This window comes from Catenibacterium mitsuokai, assembly GCF_025148785.1.
Lineage (GTDB): Bacteria > Bacillota_I > Bacilli_A > Erysipelotrichales > Coprobacillaceae > Catenibacterium > Catenibacterium mitsuoka.
In genome coordinates, this window is sequence record NZ_CP102271.1 from 2,618,417 (window position 1) to 2,638,911 (window position 20,495).

General features: G+C 31.3%; 25 protein-coding genes and 1 riboswitch. Of the genes, 7 read left to right on the forward strand and 18 right to left on the reverse strand.

Annotated features, from left to right (window positions below):
* Positions 1-7: 7 nt before the first annotated feature.
* On the reverse strand, positions 8-1,192 hold the full coding sequence (locus tag NQ499_RS13420) for a hypothetical protein (protein ID WP_006506951.1): 1,185 nt from the start codon (positions 1,190-1,192) through the stop codon (positions 8-10).
* A complete protein-coding gene (locus tag NQ499_RS13425) occupies positions 1,182-1,877 on the reverse strand; it encodes a LytR/AlgR family response regulator transcription factor (protein WP_006506950.1) in 696 nt (231 codons plus the stop codon). Before NQ499_RS13425 ends, NQ499_RS13420 begins: the two co-directional genes overlap by 11 nt.
* Positions 1,878-2,202: 325 nt before the next feature.
* Here NQ499_RS13425 and NQ499_RS13430 point away from each other — a divergent pair, with 325 nt between their 5' ends.
* Positions 2,203-2,466 (forward strand): hypothetical protein, encoded by a 264-nt coding sequence (locus tag NQ499_RS13430; RefSeq protein ID WP_006506949.1) that lies wholly within the window; start codon positions 2,203-2,205, stop codon positions 2,464-2,466.
* Between the two features lie 117 nt (positions 2,467-2,583).
* Here NQ499_RS13430 and NQ499_RS13435 read toward each other — a convergent pair whose 3' ends face one another.
* The 3 genes from NQ499_RS13435 to NQ499_RS13445 form a co-directional block, all read right to left on the reverse strand.
* Positions 2,584-2,760, reverse strand: a complete 177-nt coding sequence (locus NQ499_RS13435) for a hypothetical protein (RefSeq protein WP_006506948.1) — start codon at positions 2,758-2,760, stop codon at positions 2,584-2,586.
* 42 nt (positions 2,761-2,802) lie between these two features.
* A complete protein-coding gene (locus tag NQ499_RS13440) occupies positions 2,803-3,120 on the reverse strand; it encodes a hypothetical protein (RefSeq protein ID WP_155812882.1) in 318 nt (105 codons plus the stop codon).
* Between the two features lie 180 nt (positions 3,121-3,300).
* Positions 3,301-3,774, reverse strand: a complete 474-nt coding sequence (locus tag NQ499_RS13445) for a hypothetical protein (protein ID WP_155812881.1) — start codon at positions 3,772-3,774, stop codon at positions 3,301-3,303.
* Between the two features lie 307 nt (positions 3,775-4,081).
* Here NQ499_RS13445 and NQ499_RS13450 point away from each other — a divergent pair, with 307 nt between their 5' ends.
* Complete coding sequence (locus NQ499_RS13450; protein ID WP_259848550.1) at positions 4,082-5,482, forward strand: IS110 family RNA-guided transposase; 1,401 nt, start codon at positions 4,082-4,084, stop codon at positions 5,480-5,482.
* Positions 5,483-5,887: 405 nt separating this feature from the next.
* Here the strand turns inward: NQ499_RS13450 and NQ499_RS13455 are convergent, their stop codons facing one another.
* From NQ499_RS13455 to gloA2, 7 genes are all read right to left on the reverse strand, one after another.
* Entirely contained in the window at positions 5,888-7,219 is a 1,332-nt protein-coding gene (locus NQ499_RS13455) for an ATP-binding protein (protein WP_006504658.1), read from the reverse strand.
* Positions 7,220-7,429: 210 nt separating this feature from the next.
* Positions 7,430-8,731: a diaminopimelate decarboxylase gene (lysA, locus tag NQ499_RS13460; protein WP_006504657.1), complete on the reverse strand. Its 1,302-nt coding sequence runs from the start codon at positions 8,729-8,731 to the stop codon at positions 7,430-7,432.
* A gap of 10 nt (positions 8,732-8,741) precedes the next feature.
* Positions 8,742-9,488, reverse strand: coding sequence for a 4-hydroxy-tetrahydrodipicolinate reductase (dapB, locus tag NQ499_RS13465; protein WP_022424591.1), 747 nt, complete (start codon positions 9,486-9,488; stop codon positions 8,742-8,744).
* Position 9,489: 1 nt separating this feature from the next.
* Positions 9,490-10,389 carry a 4-hydroxy-tetrahydrodipicolinate synthase gene (dapA, locus tag NQ499_RS13470; RefSeq protein WP_006504655.1) on the reverse strand — a complete coding sequence of 300 codons (900 nt, stop codon included), beginning with the start codon at positions 10,387-10,389 and terminating at the stop codon, positions 9,490-9,492.
* A gap of 1 nt (position 10,390) precedes the next feature.
* Positions 10,391-10,849, reverse strand: a complete 459-nt coding sequence (locus NQ499_RS13475; RefSeq protein ID WP_040389609.1) for an ACT domain-containing protein — start codon at positions 10,847-10,849, stop codon at positions 10,391-10,393.
* A gap of 72 nt (positions 10,850-10,921) precedes the next feature.
* A riboswitch (Lysine riboswitch) is annotated at positions 10,922-11,091 on the reverse strand.
* Positions 11,092-11,106: 15 nt separating this feature from the next.
* Complete coding sequence (locus tag NQ499_RS13480) at positions 11,107-11,520, reverse strand: hypothetical protein (protein ID WP_006504653.1); 414 nt, start codon at positions 11,518-11,520, stop codon at positions 11,107-11,109.
* On the reverse strand, positions 11,513-11,890 hold the full coding sequence (gene gloA2, locus NQ499_RS13485; protein WP_006504652.1) for an SMU1112c/YaeR family gloxylase I-like metalloprotein: 378 nt from the start codon (positions 11,888-11,890) through the stop codon (positions 11,513-11,515). Before gloA2 ends, NQ499_RS13480 begins: the two co-directional genes overlap by 8 nt.
* 89 nt (positions 11,891-11,979) lie before the next feature.
* Between gloA2 and NQ499_RS13490 the strand changes: the two genes are divergently transcribed.
* Both NQ499_RS13490 and NQ499_RS13495 read left to right on the forward strand, forming a co-directional pair.
* Positions 11,980-12,669 carry an AzlC family ABC transporter permease gene (locus NQ499_RS13490; RefSeq protein WP_006504651.1) on the forward strand — a complete coding sequence of 230 codons (690 nt, stop codon included), beginning with the start codon at positions 11,980-11,982 and terminating at the stop codon, positions 12,667-12,669.
* Positions 12,669-12,980, forward strand: coding sequence for a branched-chain amino acid transporter permease (locus tag NQ499_RS13495; protein ID WP_006504650.1), 312 nt, complete (start codon positions 12,669-12,671; stop codon positions 12,978-12,980). Before NQ499_RS13490 ends, NQ499_RS13495 begins: the two co-directional genes overlap by 1 nt.
* Here NQ499_RS13495 and NQ499_RS13500 read toward each other — a convergent pair.
* On the reverse strand, positions 12,960-13,826 hold the full coding sequence (locus NQ499_RS13500) for a DUF4299 family protein (protein ID WP_006504649.1): 867 nt from the start codon (positions 13,824-13,826) through the stop codon (positions 12,960-12,962). The genes NQ499_RS13495 and NQ499_RS13500 overlap by 21 nt on opposite strands.
* A 4-nt stretch (positions 13,827-13,830) precedes the next feature.
* A complete protein-coding gene (locus tag NQ499_RS13505; RefSeq protein ID WP_006504648.1) occupies positions 13,831-14,139 on the reverse strand; it encodes a BRCT domain-containing protein in 309 nt (102 codons plus the stop codon).
* A 49-nt stretch (positions 14,140-14,188) separates the two neighbouring features.
* Between NQ499_RS13505 and NQ499_RS13510 the strand changes: the two genes are divergently transcribed.
* Positions 14,189-15,262, forward strand: coding sequence for a metallophosphoesterase (locus NQ499_RS13510; protein ID WP_006504647.1), 1,074 nt, complete (start codon positions 14,189-14,191; stop codon positions 15,260-15,262).
* Between the two features lie 151 nt (positions 15,263-15,413).
* A complete protein-coding gene (locus tag NQ499_RS13515) occupies positions 15,414-16,079 on the forward strand; it encodes a BglG family transcription antiterminator (RefSeq protein ID WP_040389608.1) in 666 nt (221 codons plus the stop codon).
* 28 nt (positions 16,080-16,107) lie between these two features.
* Here NQ499_RS13515 and NQ499_RS13520 read toward each other — a convergent pair whose 3' ends face one another.
* Genes NQ499_RS13520 through NQ499_RS13535 form a run of 4 tightly spaced genes read right to left on the reverse strand, consistent with a single transcriptional unit; the run spans position 16,108 to position 18,888 of the window.
* Positions 16,108-16,800, reverse strand: a complete 693-nt coding sequence (locus NQ499_RS13520) for a hypothetical protein (protein WP_006504645.1) — start codon at positions 16,798-16,800, stop codon at positions 16,108-16,110.
* On the reverse strand, positions 16,793-17,437 hold the full coding sequence (locus NQ499_RS13525) for an ABC transporter ATP-binding protein (protein ID WP_006504644.1): 645 nt from the start codon (positions 17,435-17,437) through the stop codon (positions 16,793-16,795). The genes NQ499_RS13520 and NQ499_RS13525 overlap by 8 nt, the downstream gene beginning before the upstream one ends.
* A complete protein-coding gene (locus NQ499_RS13530; RefSeq protein ID WP_006504643.1) occupies positions 17,427-18,233 on the reverse strand; it encodes a hypothetical protein in 807 nt (268 codons plus the stop codon). Before NQ499_RS13530 ends, NQ499_RS13525 begins: the two co-directional genes overlap by 11 nt.
* On the reverse strand, positions 18,223-18,888 hold the full coding sequence (locus NQ499_RS13535) for a hypothetical protein (RefSeq protein ID WP_259848551.1): 666 nt from the start codon (positions 18,886-18,888) through the stop codon (positions 18,223-18,225). The genes NQ499_RS13530 and NQ499_RS13535 overlap by 11 nt, the downstream gene beginning before the upstream one ends.
* Positions 18,889-19,206: 318 nt before the next feature.
* On the opposite strand from NQ499_RS13535, the gene NQ499_RS13540 reads away from it, so the two are divergent.
* Entirely contained in the window at positions 19,207-20,457 is a 1,251-nt protein-coding gene (locus NQ499_RS13540; RefSeq protein ID WP_259848552.1) for an IS110 family RNA-guided transposase, read from the forward strand.
* The last annotated feature ends 38 nt before the right edge of the window (positions 20,458-20,495 follow it).

Here is a 20,495-nt window from a genome sequence, read left to right on the forward strand (position 1 = left end):
TTTCCTCTCATAAATAAATCACTTCATTAAGTGATTCTGATTCTGTGCCATCTATTGACCTCTTATGATATCTGTCTGGAATATCATCTCTGTATAGTGATATTGCTTTTATAAGCAATAAATTATCTTGCTTCTTTATTCTTAATTCTATCTTTTTTGATTTTGAGTATAAAGAAACAAAATCAATAAATTGATTTACTTCTTCAATAACATTCTTATTATTGATTGCAGAATCAATACCTATCATGAAAATAATTTTAAAATCATAACCTTCTTCTTTAAGTAAATTTATTTTATTGGCTACTTCAATATCAAAACTAGGATTACCTGTATTAGAAATAAATCTATACGATACAATCTTACTTATTTCTTCATCTATCAAATTGATTGTATTCTCATTATTATACTCTTTACAATTAAGAAGCATTTTAATCTTCCTTAAAAAATAAATCATACTATGTTCTTTTGAAACGATTGTATCATACATATGACTTATATTATCACGATTCATTCTCAAATATTCCAGTTTTGAAGTTTTTCTTATCAATTCTATTTTTTCTCTATTTCCCATCTGTATTTTATTGTAAAGCACACAAAATAATACCGATAAAATGGTCAACTGGAACATAATAATTAATACAACAATTCTAGACATACTTTCATATACCAATGATTCACCTAGTAAAGTGAAAATAAAAATCATGTCTAACATGATTGCAATAACAACTTGGTATTTATCGGTTATAAAACTATAATTCCTTCTTTTGAAATATGTACAAAAGAACAAAGAAAAATTAGCAAATATAAATCTAGATAAAAACATCAGTGTAATAAAATTCATGTGTATTTCATTTGACTTAATTAGAACCTCACCATTTACTACTGAATAAACATATGGAGGAAGATAATTTGAACATAGTAGAATAAACATAAAAAACAATATGAACGATAACTTTTGGATAATATTGTCATTATCAATCAGCATCAGTAAAATCAAATGTGTCATAATCACAAAAGTAATCAATACAACATTATTAATATACATTAACGAAAAAGTCCACGTTTCTATAACAGAAATCATTATCACAGAGAGAATATAGCATATGGCATGTTTGACTCTGAAAAAATAAGCCACAGATATTGATAAAATTAATTCATCAATTATTACTGCAATCAAAAAATCAACTATCATATATATACTCCTCATACTTTGCTTTGAAATCGTCTTTATAGACTCTTCCAATTTCATATATTTTTCCATCTTCATATATGATGTTATTTTTTGATATTGATTTTATCTTTTCAATATTAATAATCATGTTTTTTTGAATTTGTACTAAACTTGTTTTCTTATTTTTCTCATAAAAGTGTTTTAATGTACCAGTAGAGTAGTACGTGCCTCTAGATGTATTAATAATCAAATCATGCATGAATATAATAACTGTTATTATTTCATCTACTGCTAGATAAATAAAACGTTTATTATCACGAATCATAATTTTTGCATACTTCCTATTTATTTTTCCATTTAATTGTCTAAACACCTCATACAGATCACTTTGATAATGATTTTTCCTGATGAATTGAAATGGTTCAACAGAGAAGGTATTGAATACCAAATCTTCTCTTACAGATACGAATATTACAACTAAGTTCTTATTATGTTTTTTCATTTCTTTCACAATATGAATTCCATTTTCTCCAACCAAATCTATATCCATGAAACAAACATCTGCTTGAGAATTTTTATAAGAATTAAAATCACAATTCACAATTTCTATATCTACATTGTTTAATTTATAAAAAAAGTAGTCTTTAAAATCATTTGCTAATACATTTGAAAATTGAATATCGTCATCGCATATTAATACCTTCATACAATCACCACCTTATATAATATATTATAATTATATTCATAAGATATTTAAACTGTAATGAAAAATATTGTAAAAATTCAACAGTAAAAGCTATTACTTATTGAAAAACCTGCCTCAAAGAAGCAGGTTTCCAAAGTATCGGGTCTTTAATTTTTGTGGGGGTCAGACCTTCGCTCTAAATATTTGGGGGTCTTGGAAACAGCACCTTTAAATCTGTGGGGGTCACCTAAGGCTCCCACTTTTTTAGGTATTTTTGTGTAATTAAAAACCTTTCGCTGTATCATTAATTTGCTCATATTAAATCAAAGCGAAAGGAGATCACAAATTGGATAATGATTTAAGGATTATTTTAAGGGATTATGAATCCTTTGTACAGTCTCATACGACTGAAATCAATGAAAAAGAAGTAATTTATTGTATCACACTTAAGAGAACCATTATCTCCTGTCCAGAATGCGGCAGTAGAATGAACATTAAGGACTATAGAAAATATAAAGTCATACATAACATGATAAGAGGCAAAAACACTTCTCTAATACCAAAAAGAGAGAATCTTATAAGAAAAAGAATAAATAAAACATTTAAATAGGGGTAATATGAGTGCGCTAAAGGGCGGTCATTTCTGACTGCCCTTTACAAGTGGAAACCCCCAATAATTTAAAGTAAGTTTTCTATTGCCCCCCTTAAAAATTAAAGGTTCAAAGTATCATTGTGTTTTATTTCGTAACTGTATTATGTCAAATATAAGCGAAATGCCTACTACTAATACTGTACTAACTATACATACTGTCATTGTTTCATTCATTACTAAATTAGCAATCATAACACCAATAGCAAGCGAAATATTTTTACGTGCAATACGAATATAATCTTTCTTTTTCATAATTTTTTACTTCCACTTCTATGCATAATGAGTGATTAACTTCTAATATCCAAACATACACACAATGAAAGTGGTTCCGAAATCTTTAACTGCTTTTGCAGGATTAACTACTAATAAATCTGTAATAGCTGAAACACCTACAGTAATACCTGCTTTTGTTGCACATTTCATTATTTTCTTTTGATTTGCTTTATTATAAGGTTTTTGTTTGAACTCTAACCATTTTTGACACTGTGCATATGATTTAAAACCATTTGCACTATACCATGTGCATACATCTACACCTTCACCTGATTGTGCATTGACATCTGATATTTTAGGTATAGTACATACCATCATCACTAATAGCGTTAAACTCAAAATTATCTTCACTACTCTGTTATTCAAACACGTTATTATTTTATTCATAGCAAATCTCCTTTCTGATAATATTTAATGTAGAAGTACTTCTTACAATTACAAATTACATTAATATCTGCATAATTTCAATTATTTCTGATTTAAATGCACTTTTCTTGAATAAAATACAATAACCCTAAATCAGATTCTATCAACCCACTTATCAAATCGTTCTTCTAACTTATTCGATTTTTCATACTTGAACTCAGATTTAATTTTATTTTTATTTATTAGATATATTGTTGGTGCATACTTCAACTTAGGAAATTCATTACTTACATTTTTTGAAATCTCATCTAAAGGAAATTCAGTATCCAGTACAACTTCATAGATTTTTATATCATTCTTTTTGAGATATTTGACCAGCATTTTATGAAAATCATTACAATATTTACAATCCAATAACGTGAACAAGACAATAAACTGTTTATTATTATGTTTCATATCAATTATCTCATCATATGATTTTGCTAATACTGCACCTTCCTTAATAGATGCCTTATCTTTTGTGTTACTTGTACAGCCAAAACTACCAATTAATAAAGAAATTAAAACAAATGATGTTACAAAATACTTCACAACTTTTTTTGCTCTGCTATTATCCATCTTCAACATTTCACATCCTCCTCGTATAATATGTACGGAATCAGTTAATGAATTTTATTATTCATTATTGATTGTACATTCTAATTTCTAGATAATAGTTTTGTTTTGAATGAAGGTTTTATTCCATCCCCCTGTGGCTACTTCATGTACGTCCACTTCAAAAAGACTTAATCCTTTAGACTTGACATCACTTTATACCCGAATTAGTTTGTTGCAGCAGTGTTTCTACACTTGTCTCCGTATTTGCGAGGTTGCGTTTGTCTTGATTTAGAGGTGCAATTCAAAACCGATTACATATGAAAGAAGGTCATTATTTATGGAAAACAATTATATTCTTTATGTTGGCATGGACTCCTCTAAAGGCAAAGCAGATGCTGCTATCCTCAAGGTCAGTGATCGTAGATCTGTTAAACCTAAATTCTTACGAAAAAAATTATCTTTTAAATTTGTTAAATCAGAAGTTACTTCTTTTTTGGAAACTGTAAGAAGTTATTCCGATGATAACTGTACCAGTATCTGTTTTGCTTTAGAAGTTACTGGTATCTATTCTACTAATGTCTATAACTTTATTAAAGACAATCTCAATGATAATGAAAGCATCAAATTTTTGAATACTGATTTTGTCAATCAATGGCGTAACGCTCATAACATTGCTAAATCTGATCCTTTAGATGCTCAAACCATTTCAACTATCATTGGTACTGATTCCGATGTTCAATATGTCAATGACAACGTTTTTAAAAATAAAAACGGATATCAAGATTTGAAAGCTTTAGTACACAGACATTATCAGATCAAAAAAATCTATTCTCAAGAAATCAACCGTCTCATCGCCCAATGTGATTGTTTATTTCCTGAACTTCAATATGTTTTCGAACCTAAATCAGCTGCTTTTATCGCTGTCTTATCTTCATATCCTACGACACATGATATCATAAATGCTTCAAGACTTGAAGTCTTCAATGTCGTTTATGAAGCTACGAAACATCGCTGTTCGATGGATAAGATCGATAAGCTCTTTGATTTGTGTCATGATACTCTGGTTCCTGATAATATTTCTTCTTATGGAAGAAGTATCATTCTAGACCTCGTTGAAAACATAAAAAACATAAAAGGTCAGCTTAAAATGATTGAAAGATATATTAGAGATGTTGCTTCTTTAAATCCAGCTTATAAACTGCTTCTTACAATTACAGGATGTGGTCCTTTAACTGCTGCAACTGTTATTGCTGAAACTGGCGATATAAAACGATTTAAAAACGCAGACTGTTTTGTCTCTTATTCGGGAACAAGCCCTAGAAACAAGCGCTCTGGAACGTCTGTAGAAACCATGGGCAAGATTTCTAAAAGAGGCTCTAGATATCTCAGACATGCAATTTACATGATTGCTGAATTTGCCAGACGTCATAATCCAGTTCTCAAACAACAGTTTGAAAGAATCAAGAATGGAAACAAGAAAAGACATAAGCTGGCTAATATCGCAATCGCAAATAAAATTGCACGATATATCTATTCCATTATGAAAAACGAAAGCGGCTTTGTAATTTTTCATGAACATATCATGAGATTACCAGAAGAAACCCAAAATACGTTCTTCAATTCAATATCATTAGACTTTCCTGAAAATACTAGAAAACAGATCTATCAGTATTCTGATATCGACGGTGAAGTACACAAGTTTGTATACACCAAATTAGAAGAGACGATGATTATTTAATAGTATATAAAAGTCTAGTGTAAGAGCTTTCAACGATACGATGTTGAAAAGTTCTTTTTAGTGTACTCTTTTTTAGAAAAGAAAGAGGATTTTTATAGAGGATTCACCTCTAAATCAAGACAAATGCCTATAAATTCAATAAATTCCTAAAAAATAGATTATTTATTGACATCTAATAGTTTGTCTTTCTCTTATGTGATATCATATATCTACAATATATAACTTAATTTGTTACATTCAAGAAAATAGGATTTAAATACACTTTTCGTGAATAAAACGCAAGACCTCACTAATTTCGAATAATAGATTAATTACAATTCAAATACTAATGTAGCAACAAAACTAACTATCGTATCACTTGATAAACACCTGATATTTTGACAGAAAGAAACATATACATTTATGTTAATTTATACAAAAAGGTACAAGATAAAACGGTCTAAACAATAGACTATTCTCTTTGCCTATATCTTTTTGTGAAATCAAATATGATTTATTCACAATGTTGGAATATTTCTTACAGAATTCATTGATTGATTCATGTTTTCCAATACCTGAAGATTTTACCTCAAATACATTGATTTTACTTCCATCTGATACTAGAAAATCAACCTCATAATAATGTGTACTTCCTTTTTTGTTCCAAGTATGATAATACAATTCTCTTCCTGATGCAGCAATCATCTGAGCCATTAGATTTTCATACAAATAGCCAAGATTAATAGGTAACTTATCAGACAATAGTTTTGCATATATTTCATTTTCTGTTGCTGGGCGATCAATAAACATAAGTGTGACAAACAAACCAGTATCTGCAATATAGAGCTTATAACTATCAAAATCTTTTGTGTCTGCCAAGCTTACTTTTGGATCAGTTGTATTAAAACATGGTAGCACTGTCTTTGAATCAATCAATTCATACAACAATTCTTCACTTCTTACATTATTCTTCTTACCTATCGCAGTTGTTATGCGATATTTTTTTGTATCTTTTGCAAGCTGAGCAGGAATTGAATGATACATAGCTGATAATCTACCTGATGCATCAATCTTCTTAAAATCTTCTTCATACAGATTAATAATCTGTCTTTTGACCATATCTATTTCTGAAAAGTTTTTACCATTTACATAGGCTTCTACAGCTTGTGGCATTCCTCCAACAGCCATATATATTCTCAAATCTCTCATTAACTTACGATTTGTAGCCTGACCAATGGCTTTACCCATATTATATATATCTTTCAACAATCCATAATTACTACCTATGGCAGTACAGAACTCTTCATAGTCCATTGGGTAAATCTGAATCTTCATTTCCTCAGAAGGAATAAGAATATCCTTTACATTCTTCTTAATTGATATCAAAGATCCTGTTTCTAGATAACTATATCTACCATCTGCAACAAGATGCTTAATTGCTTGTCTTGCTTTAGGGAATAACTGTACTTCATCAAATATAATAAGAGACTCATGTTCATATAATGTTATTCCTGTTTCAGCCTGCAATCTTAGAAAAAATATATTTAGATTACCTATATCATCAAAACATTCAAGAATATTATTTGTTGTTTTTGAAAAGTCTATCAAAATATATGACTTATACTCATTCTTCGCAAAATTTTCCGCAATAGTTGACTTACCAACACGTCTTGCCCCCTCTAATAGAACTGCATATCGCCCTGAATAGTTATGCTTCCATTCAAGTAGCTTATCATACGCTTTTCTCTTAAAAAACATAGAATACCTCCTCACTTTTTAAATATATATAACTTTCTTCAATCTTATTATCTGTCAAAATATGACTTTCTTCAATCTTTTATTCGCCAAAAATGTGACTTTCTTCAATCTTTTTTTAGCCTAAAATGGTACTTTCTTCAAAGTAACGGTAATTATATTATATATAATTATGCATAAAAAAAGGGGATAGCCTTAGCTATCTCCTCATGACTATTCTTCATCAAATAAAATTAGATCATCAAATGTCTGTCTTCTTACAACGACTCTTGATTCACCTTCATAAGTGAATACTACAGCTGGTTTAGGTAACTGGTTGTAATTAGAAGACATAGAGTAGTTATATGCACCTGTAGAGAATACTGCAAAAATATCTCCTGGCATAATATTAGCTGTAACTGGTAAATCCTTAGTAATCATATCAGCACTTTCACAGATCTTACCTACAACTGTTACAGTCTTAGTCTTTGTTTCTCCTGCTTTATTTGCGACAATACCATCATATTTCGCATCATATAAAGGTGTACGGATATTATCAGACATACCACCATCAATAGAGACATAAGTACGTACATCAGGGATTTCTTTAATACATCCTACTGTATATAGTGTAATACCTGCATTACCTACAACATAACGTCCTGGTTCAATCATAACAGCTGGACGTTCCCATCCATGACTATCATATTCATTATAAATAACTTTCATGATTTCTGATGTAATAGATTCAAAATCAAGTGGTTCATCCTGTTTAGTATAAGCAATACCATAACCACCACCGGCATTGATCTTACTTGTTACAACACCAAATGTATTATAGATTTCATTCACAAACTTCATGAACTGAAGCATTGCATTCACATAAGCGAATAAATCAAATACCTGAGAACCAATATGACAATGAATTCCTTCATATTCGATATTATCAGACTCTAAGATTTGCTGAATAGCTTTTAAATAGATACCATAATGAGAACTAAAGCCAAACTTAGTATCCTTATGACCAGTCATAATATAGTTATGACCACCAGCTTTAATACCAGGGACAATTCTTAAAGTTGCCTTTACTTTCTTACCTAGCTTCCCTGCAATCTTTTCACAGTTTTCAATTTCATAAAAGTTATCTACTACGAAATGAGTCACATCATGACTTAATGCATATTCAATTTCTGAAGGAAGCTTATTGTTTCCATGGAAGTAGATCTTATCTGGATCAAATCCAGCACGTAATGCGATACTGATTTCTCCTGCAGATACGCAGTCAATTCCAATACCATATTCATTTGCAAGCTTATAGATAGCAAGACAGCTAAAAGACTTAGAAGCAAATAATGGAAGTGCCTTTTCATACTTATCCATGAACTTTGTCTTTAATTCATTCATCTGATGTCTAATATGACCTTCACTCATAACATAAAGTGGTGTGCCATACTGCTTTGCGAGATCAGATGCTTTAATACCATCTATATATAAATCATTGCCTTTTATATCAGCAAACTGTGTCTGTAATACCATACCATTCCCCTTAATATAATGTTTTTAAATCAAATAAACCTTTGTCTTTATTCATTAATGCCTTTAATGCAGCAACAGCACCATTCGCAAATACTTCTTTAGAAAGAGCTGTATGCTTTACTTCTACGATTTCATCCTGTCCTGCAAACATGACTGTATGTTCACCAAAGATTGTCCCACCTCTTATAGATGAAATACCTACTTCATTTCTTTCTCTCTTACGATGAATAGAATGACGATCATAAGTAGGTTCTAATGAATCATCTAAAGCATTATTAATGCCATCATATAACATTACTGCAGTACCTGATGGTGAATCAATCTTCTGATTATGATGTTTTTCCATGATTTCAATATCAAAATGGTGTTCAAAGAATTCTTTCGCAAATTCACTCACCATCTTATTCATCATAGCCACACCATAAGAAGTGTTATAAGACTGGAAGAGGGCAATCTCATGAGATGCTTCTTCAATCTTCTTTAAGTCTTCTGCACTAAAGCCAGTAGTAGCGAATACAACTTTACACTTATTCTTTAATGCATAAGATAGAATACTATCTAGATTGGCAGGATGTGAGAAATCAATAATGGCATCAATATCATCCTGTACTTCATCTAATGACTTATATGCAGGTACTTCTGGCTGTACATCAAACACAGGAGATACAACACCCGCTAATTCTAAATCTGCATCATTCATCACTGCATGGGCTACTTTCTTACCCATTAAACCATAACCATATACTAATACTTTCATCTTAATAACCCTTGCTTTCAAATTCTTTCATTGCATCAAATAATAACTTCTTATTTTCTTCTGTAGTTGGAATAAGAGGCTGACGAAGCATATCACTTTCAATAACACCCATATGTTTTAAAGCAGCCTTAGGCATGATTGGGTTAACATCAATGAATAAATATTTAGAAACATCATTTAAATCATAAGCCATCTTTCTAGCAAGTTCTAAATCACCCTTTAATGCAGCCTGGGCAAACATTTCTGTTTCTCTTGGATAAAGGTTAGATAATACTGAAATAACACCTTTACCTCCTGCTGCGATAAATGGAAGAATATTATCATCACATCCAGAATATAAATCAAAGTCCATATCCTTAGTACGTGTTAATACTTCCATTGCATATGCAATATCATCTGTTGCATCTTTCATAGCAACAATATTAGGAACCTTTGCAAGTTCTACTACTGTATCTACACTGATCTTCATACCAGTTCTACCTGGTACATTATACATAATAAGTGGTAAATCACTTGCCGCAGCAACAGCCTTATAATGTTCAATTAAACCTCTCTGAGAAGTCTTATTGTAGTAAGGTGTTACAACTAAGTTTGCATCAGCACCTGCTTCAGCATTGAACTTAGCCTTTCTAATAGCCTGTGCAGTATAGTTAGAACCTGCACCTACAATAACCTTTACACCTGTACCCTTAGCCATTTCTACTGTAATCTTAGTGAGTTCAAATTCATCTTCAATATCAATAGTTGCAGGTTCACCAGTAGTTCCGTTGACAAGTAATGCTTTTACACCACCATCAATCATTCTCTGTACCTGTCTCTTATAACCTTCATAATCAATACTTCCATCTTCAAACATTGGTAATACCAATGCAACACCTGTACCTTCAAAAATTGGTTCCATTTTATGCTAATTCCTCCTGAATTTTTTCTAATGCTTTCTTTAAATATTTCTTTTCTATAACATATGAAATAGATACTTCACTTGTTGTCACTTGAGCAAATGGGATTTGGTTATCACCTAGAACTTTGAATAACTTACTTGCAAAACCGACTTCATTTTCCATATGACCTTCTACAACAAGCTTACCTACATTCTTAGATGCAAATACACCAATACGTGGGTGATTCTTCCTAACTTCTTCAATAGCCTTGTTTAAAGCACTTTGTGCTTTTGCATCACATGTGAAATCAATACGCATTTCATCTTCTAGCATGACTGATGAGATCATATCGATGTTCACACCTTCACGACTAATTGTTTCAAACACATCAGCCACAAAGAGAGGATTCTTTTCAACATTCATTAACTTCACTTGAATAATGTCTTCTTCAATCTCTAATCTTGTAATCACACTGTTCATCTTCATCATCTCCATTTTTTTATAAAAAAATATTGCAATGGGGCCATTGCAATATAATTAGTAGTCTTCATTATATTCAATAGCGCACCACAAATATTTTGTGACAGTGAATAAGATCTTCTCTTATCCCCCAGATAACAGTTCATATACAGTTCCCTGTCTCTTCGGCATTTGCTCCCCCTTCATTATCTGGCTGTATCCATTAATAACGAATTCTTAACGCATGCACCTCTATTTGCCAACATAATAACATATTATCAATCATAAAAAAAGTGATTTTCTTCTAAATAGTGCATATATTCTTTGATCCAGGGACTATCTACCGCATATCGCTGAAGCATTAATACAACTTCCTGTCCTTGATACATGAAGCGCATCTCTGATTCAGCCCCTTTCTTTTTCACTTTAAAATCTGTCACAAAACGATAATCAAAGAAGTAAACACCATCTAGAAACTTCAGATTATCATATTGCATAAAGGTAATTCCCTCACGTTCAAAGCTTAATACATAGAATTCTGTTTTCTTGCTTACTATATGACCTAACCACATAGTAAGAGCTGTTTTTTTCCAGTTCACCTGATACTTCGTATGCGCAAAGGCTACATTATTATGAAATGATATACCAGACAAACGCACATAGTTCTCTAACAGCTTTTCTCTATTATTCATGGATTTCTAAAGGCAATTGATCAGGATCTTTAAAAAATGTCATTTTCTTGCCTGTAAATGTGTCAAAACGAATTGGTTCTGTTTCAATACCTAATGCATTTAATTCTTTGACTGTTTCCTCTACATCTTCTACCTTGAAAGCCAGATGTCTCAGTCCTGCAGTTTCAGGGAAAGGATGAAGTGGGGCATCAGGTTTAACAAATACTTCTAACTCCATATCTCCAAGTTGAAGATCTAACTTGATATCCTGTTTATCCTCTCTCTTATTTTCTCTAATAATCTTAAAACCTAATTTATTGACATAAAAGTCAATTGTTTGATCATAATCTTTTGTAATGATTGCAATATGATGTACTGTGTCTAATCTCATAAGAGCACCTCCTGTTACTATTATATCATTGACATCAAGAATGATATATAGTTATTATAGTATAAACCAACTAAGGAGGTAGGTAATATATGAATAAGAAAACAATTATTTATTCAATTAAATCTGCACTCCCTGTTATAACTGGTTATATTGTCTTAAGTATTGGTTTTGGCTTATTACTGCAAGATAAAGGTTATGGGTGGGGCTGGGCAGTTTTAATGAGTACAGGTATATATGCTGGTTCTATGCAGTTTGTGACAATTAATCTACTATCAACAGGTGCTTCTATCATTACAACTGCTATTATGACTCTTATGGTCAATATCAGACATCTCTTTTATGGGATTACTATGTTAAAAGAATATAGTGAAGCAGGGTGGAGAAAGCCTTATTTGATCTTCTCATTAACAGATGAAACCTACTCCTTAATCTGCTCTCCTGATCTTCCTGATGATATTAATCGTAAAGACTATTTCTTTATCGTTTCTCTTGTCAATCAGTTATCCTGGATAGCAGGGAGTATTATAGGTTCAGTACTCGGGAATATTATTCCTTTTGATACAACAGGGATAGATTTTGCGATGACTGCATTATTTGTCATCATCCTAGTAGAACAACTAGAGAAATCAAAACAGCATCTTCCAGCCTTCACAGGATTTATTATTTCTATATTCTGTTTATTACTCTTTGGGCCTAATCAGTTCCTGATTCCTTCTATGATTCTTATTACAATCGCATTATTCATAGAAAAAAAGAGCTTAGAAAGGAGTGATCTCTAATGCATGCCATACTTATTATTCTTACTGCTGCAATAGTCACACTTCTTATCCGTGCTCTTCCGTTTATTGTTTTTAGTAAACATACACCGGATAGTATTCTCTATTTAGGTAAAGTACTACCTTATGCGATCATACCAATGTTAGTGGTGTATTGTTTGAAAAGTGTATCCGTTCTAAAAGCCCCTTATGGTATTCCAGAACTCATAGCACTTATAGTGGTAGTATGTATCCATAAATGGAAACATAGTACATTACTTTCTATTCTTCTAGGTACAATGACTTATATGTTTCTAATCCAGACTGTGTTCTAGTCTTTTCATGACCTCTAAGGGGAGATTATTCACGAGTACAGTATTACCATCATAATAGTTGATGTAATCTGGACCTAGTGTAAATATACGTTCAAAAGGAATCGTACCCAATGATCTTTCTTCTGTTGTAGAATAAAGAGCTATTTCATAATAATCACATTCTAGCTTTTCACCTGTTTCTGGATTCTGATACCCTACAGGTACCCATGGTTTATTAGGGAGTAAAGTAGGGCAGTCTTCAGTTAATGCATAGATGCCTTTAATACCCTGATCTGTCTTAAAGAATTGTGGTTTTGCATAATAATAGTCATGACTTTGAAGTTCATGCATCCATGAAGAGAATAGATGTGGATTAAGAATAAACTGTTCTGCTTCATCCTTACCAATCACTAATGGCCACATAGTACTCATTAAAGTAAGAGAATCTGTTTCACCATTCGCAATCTTTTCTGATACTTCTTTAATAACGCGATGATTGAAGGCAATAAGATCATCTTCCTGTGATAAGTACTCATCTATATCTTCTTCTATACCATCAATAGTAACACTGCATTTCCAGTAACTAGTAATTCTTCTTAAGCAGTTAAAGAAAGAACGCATTTCATCTGTAGTAGTAGGATTGAGTAAGCGTAGGTTTAATTCATTCTTTTCTTCTTCATCCCATGAAATATGAAAACCTCTTCCGATAGAATTTGGATTATAGAAGATCATATTACCTTCCTGGTCATCCCCCACCATTCTCATACCATCATTGATTCCAAAAGCCAATTCATCACCGACTATGACATCTAATGGAATAGTCTTTTTAAATAATCCCTTCTGTTTAATACATACATCAATAGACATTGTCTTATCCTCCTATGCATCTCATGAAGTCTTCTTCTGAGATAATCAAAATCTTTTCATCCTTCTCTCTTAAGTCTAAACCTTTTCTAATCTTAGTACCATACTGACCATACTTCCATGTTTTGCTTTTTTCTCCCCCGACAATTAAATAATCGGTAGCACGTGTAGGGGCACTTAATACAGAACCACCATGTGTATATATATAATGTACAACATCACTTCTTCTCATCGAAGTAAACAAACCAGTGACCACAAACTTACCTGTCAAATCTATATCAAATATTTCATCAAAAGCAAAAGGGTAATTATTCATAACTATTCCTCAAAAAAAGATATACAATATATGTAGGAGGTTTTTCATAATGGTTAAAATCCTAAACATCGCATTATATATCATATTCATTCTTATACCAGCATTGTATTTTATATGGCTATTAAAACATGAACACCTGATTTTCAAGACATTTGTGGTTGTCATGGCTATTCTTTCTACAATCGGTATATTACTTAAATTTAACTTTAAACCATATAATCATATCTTTACCATGTTCATACTAGTGTGTCAATTTCTCACTATGTATATTTATATTCTTTTTATATGTGTTTATCTGTATCGTTTCTCTTTTAAATTTGTGAAACGAAGACCATATCGTTTTGGGAATATCGTAGCGACTATGATTGCGATTACTCTTACAATTTCTGGTTTCCATTCTCATTATAATAAGAAAGAAGTCATCTATCATGTCACTGTTCCTAAGACATCTTCAGTATCACAACTAAAAATATGTTTAGTCAGTGATCTCCATTTGAGTTCTGGTACTTATATGAGACAGGTAAGAAAACTTGTAAAAACAGTGAATGATAAACATTATGATCTTGTATGTTTTGCAGGAGATGTATTTGATGAAAATACACCCGATGCATTAATGAATCGTTCTTTACAAGAATTCAAGAATATGAAGAGTACTTATGGAACATACTGGATATCTGGTAATCATGAATATTATGGTAAACATACAGACTTTACTGTCTTTGAAAAATATAACATACACTTTCTAAAGAACACCTATGAAACTGTAGATAATACTTTTAATATTGTCGGCTTTACAGATAAGACATCTCGAGATCACTATGATATCAATCAAGTCATTCAAGGTATGAATACTTCTTTACCTACTATTACACTAGACCATAATCCTGAAAGATTTGATCAGCATACATATTTCACTGATCTTCAATTATCTGGTCATACACATAATGGACAGATTTTCCCAGGTAATATTATTCTTCATTATTACTATCAGAATTCATATGGTTTATCCCATTATAAGAACCACTATCTTCTTGTGTCTGGCGGATATGGCTCATGGGGATTTCCATTTAGACTTGGTACACAATGCGAATATGATACTATTTATCTCACTATGAGAAAATAGTTTTACAAGAAATACAACTTTTTGTACAAAACATGTAAACGGATTCATAAATTCGCGAAAATTAACCTCTTTTGGTGTACAAATCTAAAAATAAGCATAGACAAACCGCTTTCTTTCCTATATGATAAGGGCACAAAGAGGTAGTAAAAAAATGGTCATAGAATTAGAAGAAAAATTTAAATTACGCAAAGCAGAAATCTTTGCGACAATCAAGAAGTATGTGACTGAAGCAAACATGAATATCTCAGATACAGTAATGGACAACTTATCTATTCATCTTGCTTTATCAATTACAAGAGAATTATCTGGATCTTATATCGAAATGAGTTCATCTCAGATTGAACAATTAAAACAAGCCAACACTTATCAGATTTCACAGTTAATCATCTATGATTTATCTAAGAAATATGATGTAAAAATTTCTGAAGACGATATTTGTTATTGTGCGATGTATTTATCAAACATGACATTATTAGATTTAGACTTCTTTAGTGAATGCGATATTATTGATCAGGAAACTGAAAGCATTACTTTAGAAGCCGTACAGGAAATCAATAACCGTTTAGGATTAAATCTAAAGAAGAATGATGATTTCTATCAGGGATTATCAATGCATTTCTATCCTGCAATTCAGCGTTTAAAGAATGATGAACAGCTCCATGATAATGTATTAACTGACAAAATCAAAACTGAAAATGAAACAGAATATCAATGTGCAATGATTTTAAATGATGTTGTAAAAGAACATTATCATAAATCATTTAATGAAGATGAATTGGCTTATATAGCATTACATTTCGGTACAGCATTAAGATAACATCAAAGGGAACCTGAGGTTCCCTTTTTCATTTGTACTTATCATAGATCTGTGATGCAATTGCATTATATCTATTCCATTCATCCGTTTTAATAAAAATAGCTGATGATGTTTTAAAATCTTTATAATACAATTCTCCATCTTCAATTTTAGATGCATTGACTAATAGTGGTTTTTCTTGTCTACAATATTTACTCAATCTAGTAGAGACAGGTACATAAGTTATCTTTTCGTTATCCTTATACTTATATCCATCTGCTTTATCGAGATGCTTCAAAAATAGAATATATTCCTGATTAGAATTCATCAAGACATATCCCTTTTCGGAATTCATACTTTCCATCCCCTTAAGATAAGAGATAGAAAACGGTTCTTGAATATAGATAGTATCTCCTTTTTTCAAGGAATCCTTATCCCTGTATATATCAATGATTTTTACTTGTCTTTCTATACTGTTATAAAATAATTTACCATCGTCTGGTTTTACTTTCACAATCAGATCACTGCTTTTTTCTAGTTCATCCAGTGTACTTATAGATTCATTGAAATACTCACTGTCCTCAATATTAGAATACACAAAATCATCAAGATTATACTGCTTCTTAATTTTATTGAGATAGTAGTCACCTGTGAAAGAATACTTAGTCACAAATGCATATCCTATAGTCACACTTATCAAAACCAATAGAATCATGAAATATAGTTTTGTGTTCTTAGTCATTTTTTTCAACTCTTTCTACTCTGCCAGAATTTAAATATATCTTTTCATCAAACAATTCATCTATATCCTGATGATTATGAGTCGCAATGATAATACAGGCATTGCGTCTTTTTTCTTCTGTCATCATTTTCTTAAATTGAATAACAGCATCTGGATCTAATGCAGTTGTAGGTTCATCAAGCAATATAAATTGAGGCTTTTCCATAACAGCCTGCGCAATGGCTAATCTTTGTTTCATCCCTAGTGAATACTTTGCGACTGTTCTTCTGTCATTAGGATCTAATCCAACTCTTTTAAGTGCTTCTATTATATCATTTTGTGAAATCTGATTTCTTATTTCAGCAAGATACTGAAGGTTTTCCATACCTGTATAATATTTAAAGAAAGTAGGTGTCTCAATAATCAATCCCATTTCAGGTGGATAATCAATATCCTTATGAAGTATTTTCTCATCAATCATGATTTCTCCATGATCTGTCTGAATCAATCCCGCAATAGCACGTAACAACATTGTTTTTCCTGAACCATTGTGTCCACATAAACCATATATTTTTCCACTTTCAAATTCCAGATTTATGTTATCCAAGATTATATTTGATTTCATTTCTCTTGAAACATCTTTTACACTAATTTTCATAATGACCTCCTATTAATTCTTTTCTATCAATAGCACACATAAGTCCTGCAACACTGATTACTAACTCAATAACCTGACTCACAATAGATAAAAGGTATTTGTAGTAAGGCAATGGTGAATAAGTGATAGATATGCCATGTTGCATATATGTAGATGCATGATAGTAATTATAATTACCATGATTTAAAGGAATATACTTACAGAGTTCTAAATTAGATGAAAATTGATCTAGTATAACACCTGAAATAATAGCTGGACTCACAACAAGCATCAAAGAAAGAACAATACCTATCTCAAATTTAAAACAATATAAGAAGAATTCACTCATAAACGATATAATCAACAACTGGATGGTAGAAGTCAAAAATAATTTGATGAACTCAGTTCCTATCACATGAAGAGGATTAAACTGGAAGGTCTTCAACATAATGATGAGTACATAAACCAATTGATAAAATAATGAATAAAACAAATTCTTAATCGCAATAAGCATTAAGATTTTACTGTTCTTCCCATATCTATATTTTATATAGATCTCGTTTTCTTTTATTTCCTTAATTATTTCATAAGGAACGTAGTATATGAATAACACAGCATTGATCAACAGAAGCATAATCTGTGGTATTGATTTACTTTCTTCTAGAAAGATACCTCCCATATACATCTGGTACGCACCTAATAAATCATGAGGCATATAACTGTTATGAGTTGCATACTTAAGAAAAAATGAGAAAGCAATCAAGAATAATATCCTAAGCAATATCTGCTTATTCCTTATGATGAACTTATAATACATTTTTAGACTCTCCTAATAATTGAAATTGAGTGACTACTCTATATAGAATTGCAGATAGTAAAACAATAAGCACAATCGTCACAATAAGAAGAGTTGCAGGCTTTTCATACTCCAAAAGCATAATTGATGATATGCTTGGAATACTATATTGTCTAAGTAAACTGCCTAGTAAAGTGGTGATATTGCATAAGAAGTAAGAAATAATGATGGATATATTTTTATTTCTCATCTTTAAATAGACGATGATATATATTAGACAGACAGAGATCAAAGTCATAAAGAAACTGAAATAATATCTCATGATCATTAAAAAACTCATATGATATATTACAGTTCCCACAACATGAACAGGAACTAATAATAGACATGTCATTTTAAAAGAATCCATTAAGATTCTTTCAATAATGAAACCAAATAGTTTTTTCTTAGATTGAAATCTAGGTATGATCATATAGTTAAATATTCGCAATATATCCGTAGAAAAATAGGACAACACAACTGGAATGATAAATATCATAATAACGATGACTGAGAATGTATTTATCATCACATGACTCGTATGTATTGAACTTCTAAACATGAATAGAACAACCAGTTCAACAATTACAAAGAAAATAGAGTTGTTCATCTGGTCCTTATGAATGAATCGTTTCATATTTTCCTCCATTTCCCCGCACCTTCGTTGCGCGGACACAAATATATAACCAAACTCAAATCCACCAAAACTCTAGTGTGCCTCTCGATATAATAGTATAATCAAAGAGAGGTGGTATACTACAGAGCACGTAGGGGTGAGTAGGCAATTCTACTTAAATAGAATATCCTGAATATTTATAAGTCGCCGCTATCTTTTCAAGCACAAATAAGTTGGACTTAGAGCCAGGACACTTATGATTGTACAATCAACTGAGTGATTAGCTTAGATAGCAGTCAATGCCACTTCTCTTCTTTCAATGAAAGGAGAGATTTTTTTATGAAGATTGTTAGACCAATCTGCTGTGGCATGGATGTTCACAAGAATATCATTGTGGCTACAATCGGTATTACTAATAAGAAAACTCGTATTACTGAATACATCCAAGAAACGTTTTCAACTTTAAACCATGATTTACTGAATCTTAAACAGTGGCTCATTAATCACAAATGCTTTGATGCATGCATGGAATCTACTGGTAAATATTGGATTCCAATTTTCAACATCTTAGAAGATGAAATCAATATTTACTTAACTCATCCAAAATATGTCAAAGCAATTAAAGGAAAGAAAACTGACAAGAAAGATTCAAAATGGATCTGTGATTTATTTAAACATGATCTAATCAAATTTTCTTTTATACCACCCAAAGAAATAAGAGCTTTACGAGAAATATCTCGCTATCGCTATAAATTGGTTGGGATGCGTTCCTCTGAACGTAATCGATATCAGAACTGTATGACAGTTTCCAATATCGGTATTGGTTCTGTATTTTCAGATCCGTTTGGAAAGTCTGCACAAGCAATCATGAAAGAAGTACTTGAGTCAGATATCATTGAAGATGAGAAAATTTTGAAATGTATCCATAGATCGTGTAAAAATAAAGATAAGATTCTAGATTCCATTAAACACTGCAATATTGAAACTGATCAAAGGTTTAAAATGAATGAGTCAATGACTCATATGGAAGAATTACAAGTCCATATTGATAACTGTGAAATCGAAATGATGAAACGTGCAGCACCAATGTTCGATCAATTCATGCACATCACCCAACTACCAGGCATCAGCACTTTATCTGCAATCCTTATTATTTCAGAAATCGGAGTAGATATGAAACAATTCGAATCAGATAAACAACTAACCTGTTGGGCTGGATTAGCACCTGCAAATAACGAAAGTGCTAATAAGAAAAAATCAGTTCGTATTTCTAAAGCAGGTCAATATTTAAAACCTTTATTAGTTCAGTGTGCTCTTGGAGCAATCAAAGATAAGGAGGGCTATTTTGGAATTAAGTATTCTCGTATCAAAAAGAGACGAGGTCACAAGAAAGCCATTATCGCAATTGCAAGAATGATGCTTGTCAGTATATACCATATGATTCTTACTGGAGAGACATTTAATCCTTCAGATTATGAATCATTTAGAAATCCTAATCCACCTATAAAGCAACAAGATTTAACAGAAGAATCAGCAATTGAGTTTCTTAAGAAATCAGGTTTTGACGTTTCTAAATTAACTAAACCATAATATTCAATTATTCTATTTTTTCTAAATTATTCAAACTT